Origin of the sequence: Nitrosomonas marina (assembly GCF_900111605.1) — a bacterium.
Classification (GTDB): domain Bacteria; phylum Pseudomonadota; class Gammaproteobacteria; order Burkholderiales; family Nitrosomonadaceae; genus Nitrosomonas; species Nitrosomonas marina_A.
Window position 1 is genome coordinate 133931 of record NZ_FOIA01000004.1, and the last position, 20796, is coordinate 154726.

Annotated in this window: 19 protein-coding genes and 1 riboswitch; of the genes, 15 read left to right on the top strand and 4 right to left on the bottom strand. The window is 45.8% G+C overall.

The features are described from left to right. The first annotated feature begins 84 nt into the window (after nucleotides 1-84). The 5 genes from BMY62_RS03210 to BMY62_RS03235 all read left to right on the top strand — a co-directional run bounded on the left by BMY62_RS03210 (nucleotide 85) and on the right by BMY62_RS03235 (nucleotide 6082). Nucleotides 85-543 carry a zinc ribbon domain-containing protein gene (locus BMY62_RS03210; protein WP_090656502.1) on the top strand — a complete coding sequence of 153 codons (459 nt, stop codon included), beginning with the start codon at nucleotides 85-87 and terminating at the stop codon, nucleotides 541-543. A gap of 653 nt (nucleotides 544-1196) precedes the next feature. Then, a complete protein-coding gene (locus BMY62_RS03220; protein WP_090656510.1) occupies nucleotides 1197-2510 on the top strand; it encodes an MFS transporter in 1314 nt (437 codons plus the stop codon). Next, complete coding sequence (locus BMY62_RS03225) at nucleotides 2507-3361, top strand: DUF3025 domain-containing protein (protein ID WP_090656513.1); 855 nt, start codon at nucleotides 2507-2509, stop codon at nucleotides 3359-3361. The genes BMY62_RS03220 and BMY62_RS03225 overlap by 4 nt, the downstream gene beginning before the upstream one ends. Nucleotides 3362-3594: 233 nt before the next feature. Beyond that, nucleotides 3595-4695, top strand: coding sequence for a glycosyltransferase family 4 protein (locus BMY62_RS03230; RefSeq protein ID WP_090656515.1), 1101 nt, complete (start codon nucleotides 3595-3597; stop codon nucleotides 4693-4695). A 10-nt stretch (nucleotides 4696-4705) separates the two neighbouring features. After that, nucleotides 4706-6082 (top strand): phenylacetate--CoA ligase family protein, encoded by a 1377-nt coding sequence (locus BMY62_RS03235; RefSeq protein ID WP_090656603.1) that lies wholly within the window; start codon nucleotides 4706-4708, stop codon nucleotides 6080-6082. 191 nt (nucleotides 6083-6273) lie between these two features. Here BMY62_RS03235 and BMY62_RS03240 read toward each other — a convergent pair whose 3' ends face one another. Together BMY62_RS03240 and BMY62_RS03245 are read right to left on the bottom strand one after the other, a co-directional pair. Then, nucleotides 6274-7065, bottom strand: a complete 792-nt coding sequence (locus BMY62_RS03240; protein WP_090656518.1) for an aldolase — start codon at nucleotides 7063-7065, stop codon at nucleotides 6274-6276. A 67-nt stretch (nucleotides 7066-7132) separates the two neighbouring features. After that, entirely contained in the window at nucleotides 7133-7831 is a 699-nt protein-coding gene (locus BMY62_RS03245) for an SDR family oxidoreductase (protein WP_090656521.1), read from the bottom strand. A gap of 408 nt (nucleotides 7832-8239) precedes the next feature. Next, nucleotides 8240-8341, top strand: a riboswitch (glycine riboswitch). Between the two features lie 54 nt (nucleotides 8342-8395). Between BMY62_RS03245 and gcvT the strand changes: the two genes are divergently transcribed. The 10 genes from gcvT (at nucleotide 8396) to BMY62_RS03295 (ending at nucleotide 19070) form a co-directional block, all read left to right on the top strand. Further along, nucleotides 8396-9487, top strand: a complete 1092-nt coding sequence (gene gcvT, locus BMY62_RS03250; RefSeq protein WP_090656524.1) for a glycine cleavage system aminomethyltransferase GcvT — start codon at nucleotides 8396-8398, stop codon at nucleotides 9485-9487. Between the two features lie 39 nt (nucleotides 9488-9526). After that, complete coding sequence (gene gcvH / locus BMY62_RS03255) at nucleotides 9527-9916, top strand: glycine cleavage system protein GcvH (protein ID WP_090656527.1); 390 nt, start codon at nucleotides 9527-9529, stop codon at nucleotides 9914-9916. A 73-nt stretch (nucleotides 9917-9989) separates the two neighbouring features. Next, nucleotides 9990-11342, top strand: a complete 1353-nt coding sequence (gene gcvPA, locus BMY62_RS03260) for an aminomethyl-transferring glycine dehydrogenase subunit GcvPA (RefSeq protein ID WP_090656530.1) — start codon at nucleotides 9990-9992, stop codon at nucleotides 11340-11342. An 83-nt stretch (nucleotides 11343-11425) separates the two neighbouring features. Next, nucleotides 11426-11920 (top strand): thiol peroxidase, encoded by a 495-nt coding sequence (gene tpx / locus BMY62_RS03265; RefSeq protein WP_177170277.1) that lies wholly within the window; start codon nucleotides 11426-11428, stop codon nucleotides 11918-11920. Nucleotides 11921-11941: 21 nt separating this feature from the next. Beyond that, complete coding sequence (gcvPB, locus tag BMY62_RS03270) at nucleotides 11942-13393, top strand: aminomethyl-transferring glycine dehydrogenase subunit GcvPB (protein ID WP_090656533.1); 1452 nt, start codon at nucleotides 11942-11944, stop codon at nucleotides 13391-13393. 205 nt (nucleotides 13394-13598) lie between these two features. After that, nucleotides 13599-14534 (top strand): carbohydrate kinase family protein, encoded by a 936-nt coding sequence (locus BMY62_RS03275; protein WP_090656536.1) that lies wholly within the window; start codon nucleotides 13599-13601, stop codon nucleotides 14532-14534. Between the two features lie 101 nt (nucleotides 14535-14635). Continuing rightward, on the top strand, nucleotides 14636-15484 hold the full coding sequence (locus BMY62_RS03280) for an endonuclease/exonuclease/phosphatase family protein (RefSeq protein WP_090656539.1): 849 nt from the start codon (nucleotides 14636-14638) through the stop codon (nucleotides 15482-15484). A 307-nt stretch (nucleotides 15485-15791) separates the two neighbouring features. Further along, nucleotides 15792-16196 (top strand): hypothetical protein, encoded by a 405-nt coding sequence (locus BMY62_RS03285; protein WP_090656542.1) that lies wholly within the window; start codon nucleotides 15792-15794, stop codon nucleotides 16194-16196. 115 nt (nucleotides 16197-16311) lie between these two features. Continuing rightward, nucleotides 16312-17688, top strand: a complete 1377-nt coding sequence (locus BMY62_RS03290) for a DUF2254 domain-containing protein (RefSeq protein WP_090656546.1) — start codon at nucleotides 16312-16314, stop codon at nucleotides 17686-17688. Next, nucleotides 17685-19070: a mechanosensitive ion channel family protein gene (locus BMY62_RS03295; RefSeq protein ID WP_090656548.1), complete on the top strand. Its 1386-nt coding sequence runs from the start codon at nucleotides 17685-17687 to the stop codon at nucleotides 19068-19070. Before BMY62_RS03290 ends, BMY62_RS03295 begins: the two co-directional genes overlap by 4 nt. A 309-nt stretch (nucleotides 19071-19379) precedes the next feature. Here the strand turns inward: BMY62_RS03295 and BMY62_RS03300 are convergent, their stop codons facing one another. Together BMY62_RS03300 and tnpC are read right to left on the bottom strand one after the other, a co-directional pair. Further along, nucleotides 19380-19547 carry a DUF1328 domain-containing protein gene (locus tag BMY62_RS03300; RefSeq protein WP_090656550.1) on the bottom strand — a complete coding sequence of 56 codons (168 nt, stop codon included), beginning with the start codon at nucleotides 19545-19547 and terminating at the stop codon, nucleotides 19380-19382. 244 nt (nucleotides 19548-19791) lie between these two features. Then, nucleotides 19792-20796 (bottom strand): IS66 family transposase (gene tnpC, locus BMY62_RS03305; RefSeq protein ID WP_143058745.1); only part of this gene is annotated, 1005 nt, incomplete at its 5' end.

Here is a 20796-nt window from a genome sequence, read left to right on the forward strand (position 1 = left end):
CGCTGCATTGATTTTATGTATGTTGAACCGAAGTGTTTCATTAAAAAAAGGAATAACGAATAACAATTTTTTGAGGATATTGATATGCTTTGTCCAAATTGTGGAGCACAAAACAGTGAACAGGCCGATTATTGTACGCAATGCGCCGCGCCATTGAAAACTGAAGCCGTACATTCAGCCCAGGTGCAGGACAATGATGCAACAAGAGCAACATCTCAGAGTGCAGATCATGACGATACAGTTGCTTCAACAGTGAGATCACAGGATTATTCGTCAAGAGAAAATGGTGCGGGTGAGCCGCTGAAACCACGCATTACCAACCTGGATTTTCAGTCTGATAAAGCGGCAAGTGAGAAACCCGTTGTTTCTCCAGGGTTGAATATCGGCATTTTTATTGGCACGCTGATACTTCCAATTATAGGAATCGCAATGGGTTTTACGTACATGAGAAAAGCGCATCCGGATGCAAAGCGGGCAGGTAAGAACTGGCTGATCTTTGGTCTTGTTATGATGTTAATCAATATTGCTGTTATTTACTTTTGACTGACTTAAGATTCAGTGTCAATGTGGCCTGTATTTGATTCAATATCCCCGTTTGGCGATCATAACATTGGCATGTCCGGGTTAAGTTATAGCGCTTGTGCCGTTGTTGATTTTCGATTTTACAGGGTTGTTTGCGTCTGGATCTTTTAATCTGTTCAGTTTGTCGTCTTCCAGTTTTTTGTATTGCCTGAAAGCCGAGCTAATTAAACCGAGGTAAGTTTGAAAAGCTTTTGGCGGAACTGTTAATAAAGTTAAACAATTCAGGTGTAGTTGCCGGTCATTCTGGCCATGGCCATCGGACGGCAGCACACGAGAAGGCCTGTTGGCAGCGGTATCGGGAAAGTCTGCCAGGAAAGCTCATTGTGTCGCTGTCTTTGGATGATAAACAGGAAGTATGGCTATAATTGAGGGAGTAATGCATGGGTCCTGACAAGAACACCCCCGTCGACTTTGTTCTTTCCCTGTTTCCTGCTAAACAGGATCTGCATGTATCTGAATTTTGAAATGACATTATAGTCATTTGAAATGTGAATGCCTGAGTTAAAAAAAGATAACCATTTAACGCAAGTAAAAATACACACTATTTTTAGTGTATAGAGATAGAGTGATCATTTTCACCCTGCCCTGTTGCGACACCCGAATCAAAGTTACAGATGCCTGAAACAAGTAAAACGCCTCTAATACCAAATCCATCAGCAACAACCCTTGAACACGGGGGTGGTTCTGAAATCGTTGATTGTGGTGCAGTACCCGATACTGAGACAATTAATGAATGGCCGGTTTTACTGGTGCTGGCCGCTGTACAGTTTGTGCATATTCTCGATTTTATGATGATAATGCCACTCGGACCGGCTTTTTTTAGATTGTTTGAGATTACGCCAAAACAATTTGGCTTGCTGGTTACGGTCTATACCTTCAGTGCAGCGGTGTGCAGTTTTTTAGTCGCGTTTATTGTTGATCGTTTTGATCGAAAACATGCACTGATTGTTCTCTGCTCGGGCTTTATGCTGGCCATGCTGCTGTGCGCTGCGTCTGTCAATTATCAGATGTTGCTGTACAGCCGGGCGATAGCCGGTATGTTTGGGGGATTGATGAGCGCAACTGTTTTTTCTATTATTGCCGATCTGATCCCGGAATGGCGCCGTGGCAAGGCGACGGGTACCGTTATGTCATCTTTTTCATTTGTGGCGGTTGCCGGTATGCCGGCCTGTTTATTTCTTGTTGGTTTGCTGAGTTGGCGCGCACCTTTTATTGTGTTGGCCATTTTAAGTTTCATCATTATTTTTACCGCAAACCGTTTGCTGCCGCCGGTAAAAACACATATTCATCAGGCCAATCAACATGGTCCTGCAGGGCAGCTAAAAAATATTTTTATGAACCGGAATCATATTTTTGCTTTTCTGCTGATCGGCATGCTGATGTTTTCGGCATATCTGGTTATACCGTTTATCAGCACATACATGGTGACCAATGTCGGTATGCATGTAAGCGAATTGCCGTATTTGTATTTTTTTGGTGGGTTATTCAGTTTCTTTACAGCGAATCTGTTCGGACGGTTTACAGATCGTTACGGCAGGCGGGTGATGTTTGGCGTGCTGGCTATGCTGTCGCTCGTACCGGTATTATGGATTACGCACATTTCAGAAGCGCCTTTATTTATGGCGCTGACGGCGTCAACACTGTTCATGATACTGGTGACGGGCAGGATTATTCCACTAATGGCGCTGGTTACTACTGCTGTCAGGCCGCATTTGCGAGGCAGTTTTATGACTTTCCATATGTCGATACAACAATTGTCGGCAGGACTGGGTTCGTTGCTGGCGGGATCCATGATGGTGATGACCGCGCATGGAAAAATGCTGCATTACGATACCGTTGGCACCCTTGCCGCATTTATTACTGTGATTGGTATTTTGCTGGTAACGCAGGTGAGATCGGTTGAAGAAATCGACGCGAAATTGCAATGATGACATGGAATTCAAATTTTTATAACGCTTCTCCGATTTTTGAACCCCTGACGCCGCTGGCTAAAAATTTTCAAGACTGCTGCGACTGGCCATCGCACCAGCAGCTTGGGTTTTTATTGAGAGAAACCGGAATTCGTGTTGAAGCAGGCTCCGGTCTGCCGATACAATTTGTTCCACAAAAAACTTCAAATAATAAAGATCCTAAACAACATTATGAGTCCAGGATTTTTCTGACTGGTAAAGTTTCTACACGGCAGGAAAACTGGCATGATTTTTTTAATGCGCTGGTTTGGATAACGTTTCCACGTGCTAAGGCAGCGCTCAACCGGATTCATTATCAAGAACTGATGCATGCGCCGCAGACAAATGTTGAGAAGCGTGGTCCATTGCGAGATGCGGCAACGCTTTTTGATGAATCGGGTGTTGTAGTTTTAGGCAGCCGGCCTGTGTTAATCGAATTACTAAAGCAGCATGAATGGAAGAAGGTGTTCTGGCAACGAAGATCAACTGTACTGTCATCAATGCGATTTATTGTGTTCGGTCACGCATTATTTGAAAAAGCATTGAGACCGTATGTCGGCTTGACCGGTAAAGGCCTCTTTATTCGGGTTGACGACATGTTTTTGCGTCAATCACTGTCAACGCAATTGCGGACGATTGATTCGTGGCTGGCTGATATTTTGTCGTGCCGGTCGTTTTCCAGTGCCGACTTATCGGCTATTCCGATACTGGGTTACCCGGGTTGGTCAAGAGACAATATGACAGAAGATTACTACGAAAACCGGCAGTATTTTCGTCCATTGAGGCGACGAGAAAATCCGGTAAACAGTCTTCATGTCAATCGTGAATGATTGACAGATAATTGATTTAACTTAATGTGAATTATATGGTAGGGTCAGCTATTGAAAATTGTCGAGATTGCCTATCAGGCGAAAAATGCAAAAAATCAAATGATGTGTTATAGGAGAATTTCTGACTTTTTTTCTTGTATCGTAACAATTGCTCAAATGTTTTTCTGTGATCGGAGAGTGGTAGTTACTTTTATAAAGCCAGGCTGCTGTATTGTTATTCCGGGGATAAAATTTTGAACAAGCCGGTACTGAGTGTCGGGCTGGTTGGCCCACTGCCGCCGCCATACGGCGGTATGGCGAATCAGACACGCCAATTGACAAACCTTTTGCAGCAGGAAGGTGTCCAAGTGGTATTGGTCCAGGTAAACGCGCCCTACCATTTTGCCTGGGTGGGTAAGATACGCGGTATTAGAGCGCTTTTCAGGTTAATACCATATTTGCTCCGGCTTTGGCGAGTTGCCGGACAGGTTCAATTGTTTCATATCATGGCCAATTCCGGCTGGGCATGGCATCTCTTTGCAGTACCTGCTATTTGGATTGCACGGTTCAGGAGTACGCCCGTGGTAGTGAATTACCGAGGCGGTGAAGCAGAGGTTTTTTTTAAAAAATCATTCCGCTGGATCAGACCCAGCCTCAACAGAACAGATGCCATCATTGTACCGTCAGGTTTTCTTGAAGCGGTATTCAGTCGATACGGATATACGGCCGGAATTGTTCCCAATATTATTGATCTAAGTCGTTTCCAAACAAGATCATCGGCATATAAGGCAGATCGTGCCGATTCACCGCATATAGTAGTCACACGCAATCTGGAAGCGATTTATGATAATGCCACAGCCATTCGGGCGTTTTATATCATCAAGCAGTCAATTCCAGCGGCGCGACTGACTGTTGCCGGAGAAGGACCGGAGAAAGCGATGCTAAAGACGCTGGTAGCCGATTTGTGCTTGCAGGATTCGGTAAGTTTTACCGGTCGGATCAGCAACGACGCGATTGCAACGCTGTACCAAGATGCAGATCTGATGATCAATGCCAGTCTTGTCGATAATATGCCGATCTCGATACTGGAAGCCCTTGCCAGTGGCGTACCGGTCGTTAGTACCGATGCCGGTGGTATTCCATACCTTGTTGAGCATTATAAAACCGCGCTGCTGGTGCCGATGAAAGATCCTGGGGCTATGGCCGATGCAATGCTACAGATTTTGAAAAACCCTGAGCTGGCTGATAGTCTGAGAAACAGCGGTCTGGATTTACTGGAACGCTATACCTGGAATTCAGTCAAGCTGCGTTTGTTTGGCATATATCAGCAAGTACTAAAGCATGAACGACACTGATGGAGCACCTATGAAAACAGCACCAGCCGTTACCAGCAGCCTTTATACAGCCTGGGTGTCCGGTTGTTTCTTTCCGTTGCATGAAAAGCTGAAAAAGCATACGAGCGTTGCTTTACGCAGGCAACTGGAAGAATCGCAGTGGTGGGACATCAATCGTCTTCAGACCGCGCAAATGAAGAAGTTGAGAGAATTTCTGACCCAGGTGCAATTTCATGTGCCCTACTATCGACAAGTATTTGCGGAGTCTGGATTCAATCCTGCCGAATTGAATTCCTTGGCCGATTTAACACATCTTCCTTTTTTGACCAAAGCGATTATCAAACAAAATACCGAATCAATAAAATCCGGTATTGCCCATGATCTTGCACGTTACAATACCGGTGGTTCCAGCGGCGAACCGCTTGTGTTTTTTATTGGTAAAACGCGCACCAGCCATGATATTGCAGCGAAATGGCGGGCGACGCGTTGGTGGGGTGTGGATATAGGGGATCCCGAAATCGTGATCTGGGGCTCACCAATAGAGCTTGGAGCACAGGATCGACTGCGCAACCTGCGGGACCGAATATTGCGCACCAAACTGCTGCCGGCCTTTGAAATGTCCGATCAGAAAGTAGACGAATTTCTTTCAGAAATACGTGCGATGCGGCCCAGGATGTTGTTCGGATATCCCTCCGCCCTATCACATATTGCGCGCCATGCCGGTATGCGAGGTATTCGCATGGATGATCTGGGAATACAGGTCGCTTTTGTGACGTCTGAACGACTGTATGATGATCAGCGCCAGCAGATCAGTGATACGTTTGGTTGCCCAGTTGCAAATGGGTATGGTGGACGGGATGCGGGTTTTATCGCACATGAATGTCCTGATGGTGGTATGCATATCAGTGCTGAGGATATTGTTGTCGAAATTATTGATGCACAGGGTAATCCATTGCCGCCGGGCAAGTCGGGAGAAGTCGTGGTCACGCATATGGCTACGCATGATTTTCCATTTGTCCGCTACCGTACAGGCGATATGGCGATTCTGCATGACAAGCCCTGCACCTGCGGACGTGGCTTGCCGCTGATACGGGAAGTGCAAGGGCGCAGTACTGATTTTATCGTTGCGCAGGATGGTACTGTCATGCATGGCCTTGCGTTGATTTATGTCTTGCGTGATCTGCCACAGATTGAGGCGTTTAAAATCGTGCAGGAAAATCTCGATTTCATGCATGTTTATCTTGTGTGCAGAACAGATTTGGATAAACCGCTTCAGCAGCATATCGAACGTGCTTTTAAAACACGACTGGGACAGGCAGTGAATGTGCTAATTGAACAAGTCACGCATATTCCCGCTGAAAAATCGGGTAAGTTTCGCTACGTGGTCAGCAAAGTTGTCAGCAGATAAATTGTGATGAAGTGATGTCATTGACAGCAGGAAAAAAATAATTCAGGCAAAGCCTTCTGCACTTATAGCACCCGCACAACCTATTGACTTTGATTGTGGTCTAAACTGGGCAGATAGATGCGCGGGCAGCTTTCAAGTTGCCAGGCTCCGTAGCTTTTCGTTGAAGTGATGATTGGTATTTTGGTCTGGTGTTATTCAAGACAATATTGGTGATTTTTCTTTCTTAGCGTACGCCTGGCGTAATATGCGAAACCCACGGCGTTTCGTTGCGCGCGAAGTATCCAGTCATGCGCTTCTCGACCCAGCACCGGATCGATAGGTTTGATTGCGCCGGCGGCACGGGCGAGCAATTGCATTTTTGCGGCTCGCTCGAAAGCTATTGCCAAAAGACATGATTCTTCTATGCTGGAACAGGCAACTAGCAGTCCATGATGCGCCAGTAGAATTGCGCGCTTTTTACCGATTGCCTGAGCGATCAGTTCGCCTTCCTCGTTGCCGACGGGGACGCCTGGCCATTCCGGCAAAAATGCCACATCATCGTAGAGCACGCAGTTGTCCATATGCGAGATTTCCAATGGGACTTCAAGCATGCTCAGCGCAGCAGTATGGACAGCATGGGTGTGAATGATGCACTGAACGTCCGGGCGAGCACGGTACAACCAGGAATGAAAACGATTTGCTGGATTGGCCATGCCATCGCCCTGCAATACCTCCAGATTTTCGTTTACGAGCAGTAAATTGCCAGCGCATATTTCATCAAAACCCAGACCCAATCGTTGAGTCAGGTAAGTTCCTGGTTTTTCAGAGCGCGCAGTTATTTGACCGGCGAGAGCGGAGTCGTGTCCATTATCGAAGAGGATACGGCATGTTAACGCAACTTTTTGAGCCAGGCTGTATTGCGTGCCTTGCAGGTGAATGTCCATCTGATCGAAGGATTGCTTGATCAATTCTTTTTTATCAAAATTGAATGTGTCAGTGCCCATATGCTTTAGATTGTTTTATTTAGGTCAACCAGTGTATGGATTGATCGGTATTGAATCGTTATAAATCTCACCATGGTATGGTCTGACCATCGTAGGCGAAAAACCTGCCGGAATCGGTGTGTGTCAATTCATCAATGACATGGCGCATTCCCGATACGCTCTTTTCGGTCGATATTAATGCATTCGGACCACCCATGTCTGTTCTTACCCAGCCGGGATGTAATAATCCCACAATTATTCCTTTTGATTCCAGATCAATCGCCAAGCTTTTCATAACGATATTGACAGCCGACTTGCTTGAGCGATACACATAGCTGCCGCCGCCACGATTGTCGGAAACGCTGCCCATTTTGCTGGTTATTGTTACAATCTTTTTTAGTTCGCTTTTTGCGATCTGTGGATAGAATGCGTCCGCCATCTTTAATGGTGCCATTGTATTGATTCGGAATGCATAAGCCCATGCCTCGTAGTCTATCTGATGAAAACTGGTATCGCGGGTTACCGGATAGACGCCCGCATTATTGATAAGAATATCAATCGCTTCTGTCGACAGTGTTTGGGACAATTGTTCAATTTGCGAATGATTATTTGCATCGAGTGCGTGTATCTTAATTGCATCCGGATTCTGTGAAGCCAGTCGGTTCAGTTCATCTGAAGTCGAAGGATTCCGTGTACAGGCGTGAACGAGCCAGCCGTCATGCGCATACTGGCGTACAAATTCCAGACCGATACCCCGGTTTGTGCCGGTAATCAAAACTGTTTTCATGCGATTTGTGGTTCCTATCTATAATTTCTTAAACAACACGTAGTAGATATTTAATTCTGGTTTTCTTTTTTGAATTCAAAAGACGCTTCCCCAACCGGGCCAGTTTATAGTAAAGCATATCAAAAAAATGCTCCCAGTACAGGGATTACGGGGTTGTGAAAATTTAATTTTATCAATCAACGGATTAAATTCAAAACATATCGTCAGATGAAAACCTATATATATGTGAAAATTTTTTCAGGTCTTGTCTAACCTGTCGTTGCTAGGGTATAGTTCGGGCTCAGCCAAACATATGTTCAAGCAGGAGAGCGCGCTCAGGAGCCAAATATTCAGAGCGCCGCCGAAGGCGTAACTCCCCGGAATCGCTCAGGCATGGTCAGACATTGTTTCTCCCTGGGAACCGCTTGAAACAGGCAATCTGGAGAGTGCCAGGCAATCGAGCCTGGCCACCGAAGGGGCACGCGGTTTAATATCCGTAAATCTCTCAGGTAAAAGGACAGAGGGGTGTGTTAGAGGACATCATGTGTGTATGATGACTTATTTTTTATACCGGGAGAATAATCCGTGCTGAAAAAAACACCCCTGAATCAGACGCATCGTGAAATGAACGCCAAAATGGTTGATTTTGGCGGTTGGGACATGCCGTTGCACTACGGATCTCAATTGGATGAACATCACAAAGTTCGTCAGGATGCGGGCATGTTTGATGTCTCTCATATGCTGCCGATTGACATTAAAGGCGAGAATACACGAGATTTTCTGCGAAGACTGGTTGCCAATAATGTTGACAAGCTGACCATTCCCGGAAAAGCGCTATACACTTGCATGCTGACACCGCAAGGTGGGGTCATAGACGACCTTATTATCTATTTTTTATCTGACACCTGGTTTCGTATCGTTGTCAACGCAGGCACTGCCGACAAGGATGTAGACTGGATCCTTAAGCAGCGGAATATAATTGCTCCTGATCTTGAGGTTTTACCGCGACGTGATCTGGCCATGATCGCGGTGCAGGGACCCAATGCACGCTCTAAGGTATGGCAGGTGCTTCCGGAAGCAAAAGCTGCAACGGAAGAATTGAAACTGTTTCAATCCGTTACGCAGAACCATTTTTTCATCGCGCGCACCGGCTATACCGGTGAAGACGGTTTTGAAATTATGCTGCCCGGAGAGGAGTCGCCGGCATTTTGGAAAGCACTGCATGGTGTTGGTGTGGCACCTGCCGGGCTTGGCGCACGCGATACGCTGCGTCTTGAGGCCGGTATGAATCTCTATGGACAGGATATGGATGAAACAATATCGCCAATGGAGTCAGGGCTCGGCTGGACGGTCGATCTGAAGAGTGATCGTGATTTTATCGGCAAACAGGCACTGCTCGATTCAGAAGTTACTCAACATCTGGTCGGGCTGGTATTGCTTGATCGTGGTGTGCTCAGAAGTCATCAGAAAGTGGTTGCGCAACGTGACGGCAACGAATACGAAGGAGAAATCACCAGCGGCGGGTTTTCGCCGACCATCAATCAGTCTATCGCTCTGGCTCGTATTGCTGTCGAAATTGCTCCGGATGAAGAAGTGAATGTGTTGGTCAGAGATAAGAAATTGCGCGCCAAAGTGGTAAAATACCCATTTGTACGGAACGGAAAAGTTCTGGTTTAATTTGGGATCATCAATCAATATCAAATCCGGAGTAAATATATGAGTATTCCAACAGATCTGAAATATACCAAGTCACATGAATGGGTGAAGCCTGAAGCAGACGGGAATGTCAGCGTCGGCATTACAGATCATGCCCAGGAGTTGCTGGGAGACATGGTTTTTGTTGAGTTGCCGCAGGTCGGTGATACATTTGCACAAAAACAGGAATGTGCTGTAGCTGAGTCCGTTAAGGCAGCGGCGGATGTCTATTCACCGGTTTCGGGTGAAGTAATCGAGGTTAATTCAGCACTGGTCGACAATCCCGAGAATATCAATCAAGACGCCTTTGGCTCCTGGCTTTTCAAATTAAAGCCCAGCAATCCAGCAGAAATTGATGAATTACTTGACGCAGATGGGTATCAGGCATTGCTGGACAGTGAAGAGCACTAGCAGGAAATTTTTATTATCCAGCTGAACATCTATTTACACCATCATTCTATTAAGAGGTTTTTCATAATCCACCATGCCGTTTATTCCACACACACAAGATGATATTGCTGAAATGCTGGCAAGCATTGGTTCAGACTCTATTGAAACACTTTTTGATGAAATTCCCGATGATTTGAGGAGCGGTCGGTTAAACAATGTTCCGCCCGGGCTGAGCGAAATGGAAATCAGCCGGTTAATGATGGAACGCGCCGCTCAGGATGGTTTTTACCAGAATTTTATCGGTGCTGGTGCTTATGATCATCATATACCCGCCGCTGTCTGGCAAATCACAACCCGTGGTGAATTTTATTCCTCGTATACGCCTTACCAGGCTGAAGCCAGTCAGGGGACCCTGCAGTTACTGTATGAATATCAGACGATGATGGCCTCACTGACGGGTATGGATGCCTCCAATGCCAGTCTGTATGATGGAGCAACTGCGCTGGCTGAAGCTGTGCTGATGGCTGTTCGATCACATAGATCCTCCCGGCGCATTCTGATGCCGCAAACTGTACACCCGGTATACAAGAAAGTTGTGCGAGCCATTGTTAGTAATCAGAAAATTGATATTGTTGAGGCACCTTTCTGTGCAGAATCCGGGCGGGTTTTGCCGGAATCACTGGAAAAATTTGACGATGAGGAGTTTGCCGCAATTGTTATACCTCAGCCGAATTTTTTTGGTGTGCTGGAACAGGTCAACGAGCTTACTGACTGGGCACACAGAAAAAAAACGCTGGCGATCGGCGTTGTTAATCCAGTTTCCCTGGCCTTGTTAACGCCACCCGGAGAATGGGGAAGTAACGGTGCTGATATTGCGGTTGGCGAGGGACAGCCTTTGGGCATACCTCTTTCAAGCGGTGGTCCGTATTTTGGCTTCATGGCATGCAAGAATAATCTGATTCGTCAGATTCCCGGCAGGATTATCGGTCGTACTAACGATCTTGATGGCAAACAGGGTTTTGTCCTGACGCTCCAAGCCCGTGAGCAACATATTCGAAGATCCAAAGCAACTTCAAATATTTGTACCAATCAGGGTTTAATGGTTACTGCCGCGACAATTTATATGTCCCTGCTCGGCCCGGATGGTCTGCGCCGCGTTGCGGAACACTCACATGCCAACACTATGGATCTGCTGCAGCAGCTGGAGAAAATATCCGGTGTAAAAAAAGTTTTCAATAGCCCATTTTTTCACGAAGCAGCTCTGAAACTCCCTAAACCGGTCAATTTGGTTCTGGCAAGGATGAAAGAGAAAGGTATACTGGCCGGTTTTGATCTTCAGGCGTTTTATCCAGAGATGGGCGATACATTACTGGTATGCGCAACTGAAACAAAAACTGCTGCGGATATCCAGAACTACGTTACGCAATTTGAACAGGCGCTTAAATAATCAATGGGATAACGTGCATATTGCACGTTATCCTGGCACCTGACACACAAATCCATTGAAACCTTAATAAAGAAGGAATGATTATGGTCACACACTTAGGTAATCCAATTCGTATTGAAGGCACTTTCCCGGCAGTCGGTCAGAAAGCGCCGGATTTTTCCCTGGTTAATCGGGATCTGGAAGACGTTACGCTTGATCGTTTCGTTGGCAAGAAGAAAGTGCTGAATATTGTTCCAAGTCTGGATACACCCGTTTGTGCGCTTTCCACGCGCAAATTTAATGAAAAAGCCAGTAATATGGACAATACGGTTGTACTTATTATTGCCGCTGATTTACCTTTTGCTATGAGTCGTTTTTGCGACACAGAACACCTGGACAAAGTGATTACGCTGTCAACCATGCGTGGTGCCAACTTCATGGAAGACTATGGCGTGGCTATCGCAGAAGGACCGTTTGCAGGCATTACTGCTAGAGCTGTTATCGTTCTGGACGAAACAAATACAGTCGTTCATGCTGAACTTGTTCCGGAGATTGCAGATGAACCCAATTATGATGCCGCATTAGCTGCATTGAAATAACTTTTATACGCTGTTACCAAGATGCTGATATTTGAACATGCACGCCCAGGGCGTCGAAATTATTCACAAGCGCCAACAACAACCGCAAGTACAGAGGGTATTCCGGATCAATTTCTGCGCAAGAAACAGCCATTGTTGCCAGAAGTATCCGAAATGGATACAGTCCGGCATTATACGCGGTTGTCACAAAAAAACTTTTCAATTGACACCGAGTTCTATCCACTCGGTTCGTGCACTATGAAATACAATCCGCGCGCGTGCAATGCGCTGGCCATGCTGCCGCAATTCTTAGGCAGGCATCCGCTTGCACCGGAAGACACTGGTCAGGGTTTTCTTGCCTGTATGTATGATTTGCAGGAAATTTTAAAAGACGTAACCGGTATGGCCGGTATCAGCCTGGCACCGATGGCTGGGGCGCAAGGTGAATTAATTGGCGTCATGATGATTCGTGCCTATCATGAATCTCGTGGCGATCATGATCGAACGGAAATTATCGTCCCCGATGCGGCGCACGGAACCAACCCAGCAACAGCCGTCATGTGTGGATTTAAAGTAGTTGAAATTGCCACTGACAAGGAAGGTAATGTCGATCTCAATGCCTTGAAAGCGGCAGTTGGCCCGAAAACGGCGGGGTTAATGCTGACAAATCCTTCAACGCTGGGTGTTTTTGAAGAAAATGTCACCGAAATGAGTCGCATCGTGCATGAAGCCGGTGGACTGTTATATTATGACGGCGCCAACCTGAATGCTGTACTGGGTAAGGTCAAGCCTGGCGATATGGGGTTTGATGTTATTCATATAAACCTGCATAAGACTTTTTCAACGCCACATGGCGGTGGCGGACCTGGATCGGCGCCTGTCGGTGTGGCCAAACGATTGCTGCCCTTTCTTCCGGTACCTTTTGTGTCATCCGAGAACGGAACATACAGCTGGGTTACCGAAAAAGAAAGACCGCAATCAATCGGTCGCCTTTCCGCACATATGGGAAATGCAGGCGTTTTACTGCGGGCATACATTTATGTGCGTTTGCTGGGTAGAGATGGCATGAATCGTGTGGCCGAATTTGCTACACTGAATGCGAATTATTTGATGGCGGAGCTAAAAAAAGCCGGATTCGAGATTGCCTTTCCGACGCGGCGTGCCAGCCATGAGTTTATCGTTACTCTAAAAGATATCAAGGATAAAACGGGCGTTACCGCGATGAATCTCGCCAAGCGTCTGTTAGATAAGGGATTTCATGCGCCAACAACGTATTTCCCGATTCTGGTTCCAGAGTGCCTGCTAATCGAACCAGCTGAAACCGAATCCAAACAGACGCTGGATGCCTTTGTTACCGCTATGAAGGAGATTCTTGCTGAAATTAAAGAGCAACCGGATCTGGTCAAGAATGCGCCGCATACCATGCCGCTCCGCAAACTTGACGATGTCAAGGCGGCGCGTGAGCTTGATCTATGCTGGAAACCGGACGCTTAGACCGGTATCAACTATTCTTTTTTTTCGGATTGATTGATATTTCTATTTCCTGGAAATAAACAAGCAGCTAGTTGATGATCCTCTTTTGTTAATTAAAACAGCAATTGAGTATCATCAACCATCAGAACAAAACCGATAACTATTAGACTGATTTGCCTTGATGCACAATCAGGTGTCCTTTAAATAATCCATTTAATTCAATGTTATGCGAATACTGATATGCGGTTCTATCGCTTACGATAATATTATGGTTTTTCCCGATCACTTCAAAAACCATATTCTTCCTGAAAAAATACACGTTTTGAATGTTGCCTTTTTGGTTCCGGAAATGCGCCGAGAATTCGGTGGATGCGCTGGTAATATTGCCTATAATCTGAAAATGCTCGGCGGGGAACCTATCATGATGGCAACTGTGGGCGACGATATACAACCTTATATGGAGCGGTTTGAAACACTGGGACTTGATCAGTCGTGTATTCTGCATGTCAAAGATACCTTTACTGCACAAGCATTCATAACCACTGATCTGGATGATAATCAGATTACTGCATTTCATCCCGGTGCAATGAATTTTTCTCATTTAAACTCAGTCAATGATGCATCACAGATCAAACTCGGCATTATTGCGCCCGATGGTCGCGACGGTATGTTGCTGCATGCACAGGAGCTTCATGCAGCGGGTATTCCGTTTATCTTTGATCCGGGTCAAGGATTGCCTATGTATAATGGCGATGAACTGACAGATTTTATTAATAAAGCCGATTATATTGCGGTCAATGATTACGAAGGCCAGCTATTGCAGGAACGAACCGGAATCACATTGACGGAAATGGCGGAAAGAGTCAAAGCGCTGATCGTGACACTTGGAGCCGAAGGGTCGATCATCTATGCTGATGGCAGGCAAATTCGAATACCCTGCGTCAAGCCTGTTGAAATTGTTGATCCGACCGGTTGTGGTGACGCATACCGCGCAGGATTGTTATACGGTATTATCAACAATATGGATTGGCAAACGGCAGGACAGCTTGGATCATTGATGGGAGCGCTAAAAATTGCGCAGCGTGGTGGGCAGAATCATCAATTCACGCGTGACGAAATTGATCAATACTATTATGAAAATTTCTCGAACCGGCTTTTTTAGAAGTCGCAGGCGCAATAAAGTGTGATTTTTGCCGGTATGCTGGATCGAACAGATGACAAAGTGTTTTTTCAGCCTGAACATATCACATTAAAAAAGCGGATATGAAGCTATTGAGCTGGAATATTCAGTGGGGGCGCGGTATGGACGGCAGGGTTGACCTGCAGCGTATCGTGGAAACCATTTGCCGACTGGACCATTTTGATATCATTTGTCTTCAGGAAGTAGCTGTCAATTTTCCGGAATTGCCTGGCAGTCAGGGAGAAAATCAGCTCGAGATATTATTATCGCTTTTGCAGGGTTACACGGCAGTTTATAGCCCGGCAACGGATATTCCCGACGGGCATGGCAAACGAAGTCAGTTTGGCAACATGATTCTCTCCCGTCTGCCAATTGGTCAGGTCTGGCGGCATTTGCTTCCCTGGAATGCTGAACCGGAAACCCCCAGTATGCAACGGACCTTGATAGAAGTCGTTATTTTTACAGCTTCTGGCCCGGTTCGTGTGCTTACTACACATCTTGAATACTACTCAAGACGCCAGCGTGAAATTCAGATTGAGGCAATTCGCCGCCTGCATGTTGAGGCGCATAGCATGGCCGGTCGTATATTCGAATCTGCTGAAAAAAATGGACCCTTTAAGGCCCATCAACGGCCTTCCGAAGCGATCTTATGCGGAGACATGAATTTTCCTGTATCGTCAGACGAGCGTTTGCAGTTACTGGCACCATTCGAAAACGATGTGCCGGCTTTTTACGATACCCGCACTTTATTATACCCTGATGTGCCGCATACACCGACTGTTGGCATACATCCTGTTGATTTTGTTGATCAACCAGAATGCTTTGATTATATTTTTATAACCGAAGGGCTGAAAGGTCATTTAAAATCCTTTCAAACTGACTCTGAAACTCAGGCGTCAGACCATCAACCTGTCTGGATCGAGTTGAGTTAAGGTTGCCTCTATCGTTTTTAAAATAAACGATAAGATGAAGAAGCAGACTACTGAAAGCGATTCCCTCTTTGTACATGCAATACCATGGCTACGCATATCTTTCATTGCTTTTAGCCGTTAATTTTTTATTTCTGTAATGTTGTATCCGGAACCTATCGATAATCCATCAATAAATGGTGTTCTGTGGTATTGTGCAGATTTGCCGATGCGGTTTTGTGACTGATTAAATAGCTAGTACTCAATCAATATGATATTGATTGAGTACTAGGATTCTGGTAAAGCTATTGTTGAATAGGGAGGGGTTAAAATGAAACGGATACTGACAGCATTCGCTTTAATACTTTGTACGACGAATACGGTCAACGCAGCGGGGCCGTATGACGGAATATATGCCCTGAATTTTAGTGGCTTTTTAGCCGGTTATGCATCCATTCATGAGAATAATGGTGTGATTATTGCGGTGGTTTTGGAGCCCTCTCCGTCTGATTCGACCTGGGAGGCAATTGCGGGAACGCGTAATGGTAACGTTGTCCGTTTGAATTCCATTTTTGGCACAGTCAATCTAGTGATCGATGTAACCTTCAACGGGGATAACGCAACAGGAACGGCGGTTATCATAGCTTGCAGTGACGACGATGACGATTCGTCAAATGACAGTGAAAATTGTGATATCCCTGCAGGTACAGCTCTAAATTTAACCAAAATATTTTAGTACTGCATTATCGACGCGTTTTCAGCATGATAAGACACATTTGCTGAGTTTAGGTGGCTGTTGCCCCGATTATGTCGACATGATATGCATAACCAGAATCAGGTAGATACTATTGATGATGCTCAAGTTATTCTGGGAAAAACTGCTTACAACAATCTGGTTTGTGCCTGCTGTCATAGCTACAGGTCTTGTTATGTCATCTATCGGGTTTCTGAATCTAGACCAGCATGTTGATATTCGTAACTGGCCCTGGATAAATACGCTACAAATTGGCACCTCAGGTGTTCGGCAGGTGCTTGCGGTTACGACTAGTGCAATCATATCGGTGACGGGTGTTGTTTTTTCAATTTCTGTAGTTGCATTGACGCTGGCTGCAAACCAGTTTGGATCAAAAATCCTGCATAACTTTTTGCGTGATAACAAAACCAAAATGGTGCTGGGATTACTTATTGGAAGTTTTCTATACGGTCTTGCACTGCTGTCATTTATTGATACGCATGCGACAACCTCCCAGCAGATGCCTATTATTTCTGTTGCCATTAATCTGCTGTTGACAGTGCTGTCTATCATCGGTCTGATATATTTCATTCACTACATTTCTACCACAATTCAGGCAGATCAAATTATCTCATTAATAGGCGAGGAACTGAATCAGGCAATTGATGAATCGTTACTCGATTTGGACGAACAGGTCACTACGGATTCTGTCAAGCAACGGTGGGATATCACCGTGCATGCAATGCCATCGGAAACGATGGTGGCTTCAGTGAGTGGTTACGTGGAATTTGTTGATATAGAACAACTCAGGAAAATCGCTGAAAATGAGAATCAGCATATTGAATTGTTTCTGCGGCCTGGCGATTTTGTTATCGAAAATTTGCCAATCCTGCGAGTATTTCAAGAAGGCGGAATCAACGAAGACTGTTTTGGCAGGCTAAGATTGTGTATATCCCTTGGTCGGAAAAGAACGCCATTTAGTGATATAGAATTTGCAATTATGCAACTACTGCAGATTGCATTGCGTGCCATGTCACCAGGTGTCAACGATTCCTTGACAGCGACTGCCTGTATAGATTGGCTCAGTTCGTCACTGGGCCGCATGGCAAACAGAGAATTTCCATTGGAATATCTTGAAGATTCCAACGGTGTGGTACGCATCAAGAAACGCGAATTCTGTTTTGTAGATGCGGTTGATACCATGTTTCATCCATTGAGGCAGAATGTCACAAATAATGAAATGGTCATGATTCATCTACTCGAAACGATCTCGAGAATCCTGCAGGTTTCAAGAAAACCTCAGTATTCAGAAGCACTATACAACCATGCCAAATTGATTATGGAATCATCGAAAGAAAGCTTTCGCAATCCCTCGGACACGCAGGAAATTATCAAACGATTTGAGAAATGCCAAATCATATATGAGCATGCCAGGTCCAAATTTCAGGCTGACAGGACACCAGTATTTGAATCATCGGCCAGATTCAGAGTATGAATACAACATTCGCGGCACTGATTCTTAGCCTGATGTGTGTCGCAAGCCCATTATATGCCGATCAGTTAGCCGACATAATTGCGGGTAAAACTGAATCGGAACAGGCTGCTGTCAGCCAAAAGGTAATTGAAGTTAATGCTTCCGTGCAAGACGATAAGAAGATTCAGCAGCGTCTGCAAAAAATTTTCTCTGAAATTGATACCTTAAAAAATATTACCATTCGAGTTAGCAACGGAATTGTCACATTGCAAGGCACGGTTAATTCTGTTGCAGCTGAAAATAAAGCAATACAACTGTCTCAGCAGGTCAAAGGCGTCGTCGAGGTAAAGAATGAACTGGTGATCACGCATGATATAAAAGAGCGTCTGGAAAGTACATGGCTGAAGCTTGAAAGAGCCGCGAAAGAAGTATTGACAAGCTTTCCTGTTTTCTTGCTGGCAGTTATCATTTTTATACTATCCTGGCTTTTTGGTCGGTGGATTTCTCGACGTCAGCGTCTTTATCGTAGAATCGCGCCCAATTACTTTGTTGCAAACTTGCTTGGACAAATTACGCAGCTGTTTTTCATATTGCTTGGATTGGTTCTCGCATTATCGCTGCTCGAACTTACCGCTTTACTGGGTTCAATACTTGGGGCCGCGGGTATTATTGGGCTGGCGGTCGGTTTTGCCGTCAGGGATACTGTAGAAAATTATATTGCCAGTATATTATTGAGTTTAAGAAATCCATTTGAAGTCAATGATCTTGTCGATATCGACGGTATTGAAGGCAATGTAGTGCGTCTGACCACGCGCGCAACCATCTTAATATCTCCTGATGGTAACCATATTCGTATTCCCAATTCAAGTGTCTTTAAAGCCGTTATTATCAACTATACGCGTAGTATGGAACGGCGTTTTCAGTTTGACGTGTGTATAGATACTAATCAGGACCTGCTGAATGCACAGACGCTCGCCTTGAAGACATTGCATTCCATCGAAGGCGTACTGGATGATCCCCAGCCGATGGTTACCATTGAAAAACTGGGTGATTCCAGCATTGTTTTGCGAATATATGGCTGGACCAATCAGGAAAAATACAGTTTTCCAAAAGTGCGTAGCGAAGCCATTCGGCAGATAAAACAGGCTTTTGACCAGGAAAACATTGTGATGCCGGAGCCTATTTATCAAATCAAAATGGTCGGATATGAAGCTTATGCTGATGTTATTCAGAAAGAAACCGGTGAACAGCAAACGCCATACGCGATCAGTCGTCAACCTGGGGTAATTGCGGATGTTTCAATCGATATCAGTAATGACGATACCATCGAGAAAATAGTCGAGGACGAGAATGAAGGCGGCGATACCGAGAACTTGCTCGATAAAAACGCTGCTCAGGAATAATCCGGCAGTTCTGAATTGGTGCTGCACGCATTTCAGATATTTACAGTCATTCCGCGGCTTTGCCGGCAGTATTCAAAAGATAAATTGTCGTACCCGGTATTTGATCGGGCCTGTCAAACTTTCGGTGCATGCATTGACGATGTTTCCATCCGGACATACGGTACGTGCTCGTTTTGAGCATCCGGTGCTATCCGGTCCAACGAAAATGAATATTCTTCGGAGCACGATACCGTACCTGGTATTGTTGCGAGAAGCGTGGCGGATACGAATCGGCCAGTTATCTGTTACTGGCCCACTGGACCAGTTGTTCTACGGCCGGGGGCCTCTTCTGCCTAATAGCCAGAACACAAGCGCAAGTACTAATCCGACAAAAAACGCAATTTTTGCCATTTCCACGGCAGCACCGGCAATTCCCCCGAAGCCCAAAACACCGGCAATGATGGCTATAATCAAGAATGTAACTGCAAGATTCATCATGTGTAAATCCTTTATCAAAGCGTGTTCTACCCTTGCTCTTGTTCAGAATATGAAGCAGAATTTGCGTGTAGCCTCACTTGCTTTTGGATAACTTAGTACATAAGATTTCATTTCGAATATCAACTTCATATGTCGAATTAAAATTTGGAGCTTGAACCAGCAGGCAGCAGCTTCTGGTCTGATTCAATTTTTCAAGGCAATACTCACCTGAATCGTATGCGTCCGTTACGTCCGTCTAGAATTTTTATAGTTTTAATGCTTCGATAAATTTCGGAGCGAGTGGCAACAACTCATCGATACGGCTGTTAGGCCAGGTTGGGAGTTTTGTAAGCGTATCTTTGAGCCACGCGGCCGGGTCAATGCCATTGAGTTGTGCGGTGCCAAGCAGGGTTTGAATGGCGGCAGCACGTTGACCGGCGCGTTCTGATCCGACAAAGAGCCAGTTCTTTTTGCCGACGGCTATAGGGCGGATTACATTTTCTACCGGGTTATTGTCGATCGGCAGGTGGCCGGTGTGTGCATAGCGCACCAGACTAGGCCAGCGTTTGAGCGTATAGTCGAGTGCTTTGGCGGATGCGCCGCCATTTGCAGTTTGCATACGGGTTTGCATCAGCCAATCATGTAAAGCATCAAGTGTCGGCAGGCTTTTTTGTTTTCGTAGTTGCTGACGCGCTTCGATGGTCAGTTGTTTGCCTTCTGTCTCGATTGCATAGAGTTCACCGATACGTTGCAATGCTTCGAATGCCATCGGGCTGCCATTGGCCTGGTGCAGGTCGAAGAATTTACGCCTGGCGTGTGCCCAGCACGCCAGTTCAATACAAGGCGACTGTTCTCGAAAGAACAAGGCTTTGTATCCGGCATAATCATCAACCAGCAGATGGCCTTGCCAATTTTGCAAAAAATCTTGCGCATGCCGGCCACTGCGACTGGTTTGATAGTCGAACACAACAATGCGCGGCCCGGGGTCGAGATCATTGCTGCGGTAGGCCCACAGATAGGCTTTGCGGGTTTTGCCGTTGCCGGGCTCAAGTTGCGCCACCGGCGATTCATCCGCGTGAAGAGTGTTTCCCTGCAAAAGATGCCATTTCAGCTGGTCTGCCAAAGGTTGCAACGCGACCCCGGTACGGCCTACCCATTCAGCCAGTGTCGAGCGTGAAAGCGTGACCTGTTCTCGTGCTGCAATCTGTTCCAGGCGGTAGAGCGGCAGGTGATTGAGGTATTTGTTGCTGATCACCCAGGCCAGCAAACC

Excerpts from the sequence above, each read along its gene's own strand:
- BMY62_RS03210 (WP_090656502.1), top strand. The coding sequence starts at position 85 with ATGCTTTGTCCAAATTGTGGAGCACAAAACAGTGAACAGGCCGATTAT.
- BMY62_RS03220 (WP_090656510.1), top strand. The coding sequence starts at position 1,197 with ATGCCTGAAACAAGTAAAACGCCTCTAATACCAAATCCATCAGCAACA.
- BMY62_RS03225 (WP_090656513.1), top strand. The coding sequence starts at position 2,507 with ATGATGACATGGAATTCAAATTTTTATAACGCTTCTCCGATTTTTGAA.
- BMY62_RS03235 (WP_090656603.1), top strand. The coding sequence starts at position 4,706 with ATGAAAACAGCACCAGCCGTTACCAGCAGCCTTTATACAGCCTGGGTG.
- BMY62_RS03240 (WP_090656518.1), bottom strand. The coding sequence starts at position 7,065 with ATGGGCACTGACACATTCAATTTTGATAAAAAAGAATTGATCAAGCAA.
- BMY62_RS03245 (WP_090656521.1), bottom strand. The coding sequence starts at position 7,831 with ATGAAAACAGTTTTGATTACCGGCACAAACCGGGGTATCGGTCTGGAA.
- gcvH (WP_090656527.1), top strand. The coding sequence starts at position 9,527 with ATGAGTATTCCAACAGATCTGAAATATACCAAGTCACATGAATGGGTG.
- gcvPA (WP_090656530.1), top strand. The coding sequence starts at position 9,990 with ATGCCGTTTATTCCACACACACAAGATGATATTGCTGAAATGCTGGCA.
- tpx (WP_177170277.1), top strand. The coding sequence starts at position 11,426 with ATGGTCACACACTTAGGTAATCCAATTCGTATTGAAGGCACTTTCCCG.
- gcvPB (WP_090656533.1), top strand. The coding sequence starts at position 11,942 with ATGCTGATATTTGAACATGCACGCCCAGGGCGTCGAAATTATTCACAA.
- BMY62_RS03275 (WP_090656536.1), top strand. The coding sequence starts at position 13,599 with ATGCGAATACTGATATGCGGTTCTATCGCTTACGATAATATTATGGTT.
- BMY62_RS03280 (WP_090656539.1), top strand. The coding sequence starts at position 14,636 with ATGAAGCTATTGAGCTGGAATATTCAGTGGGGGCGCGGTATGGACGGC.
- BMY62_RS03285 (WP_090656542.1), top strand. The coding sequence starts at position 15,792 with ATGAAACGGATACTGACAGCATTCGCTTTAATACTTTGTACGACGAAT.
- BMY62_RS03290 (WP_090656546.1), top strand. The coding sequence starts at position 16,312 with ATGATGCTCAAGTTATTCTGGGAAAAACTGCTTACAACAATCTGGTTT.
- BMY62_RS03295 (WP_090656548.1), top strand. The coding sequence starts at position 17,685 with ATGAATACAACATTCGCGGCACTGATTCTTAGCCTGATGTGTGTCGCA.
- BMY62_RS03300 (WP_090656550.1), bottom strand. The coding sequence starts at position 19,547 with ATGATGAATCTTGCAGTTACATTCTTGATTATAGCCATCATTGCCGGT.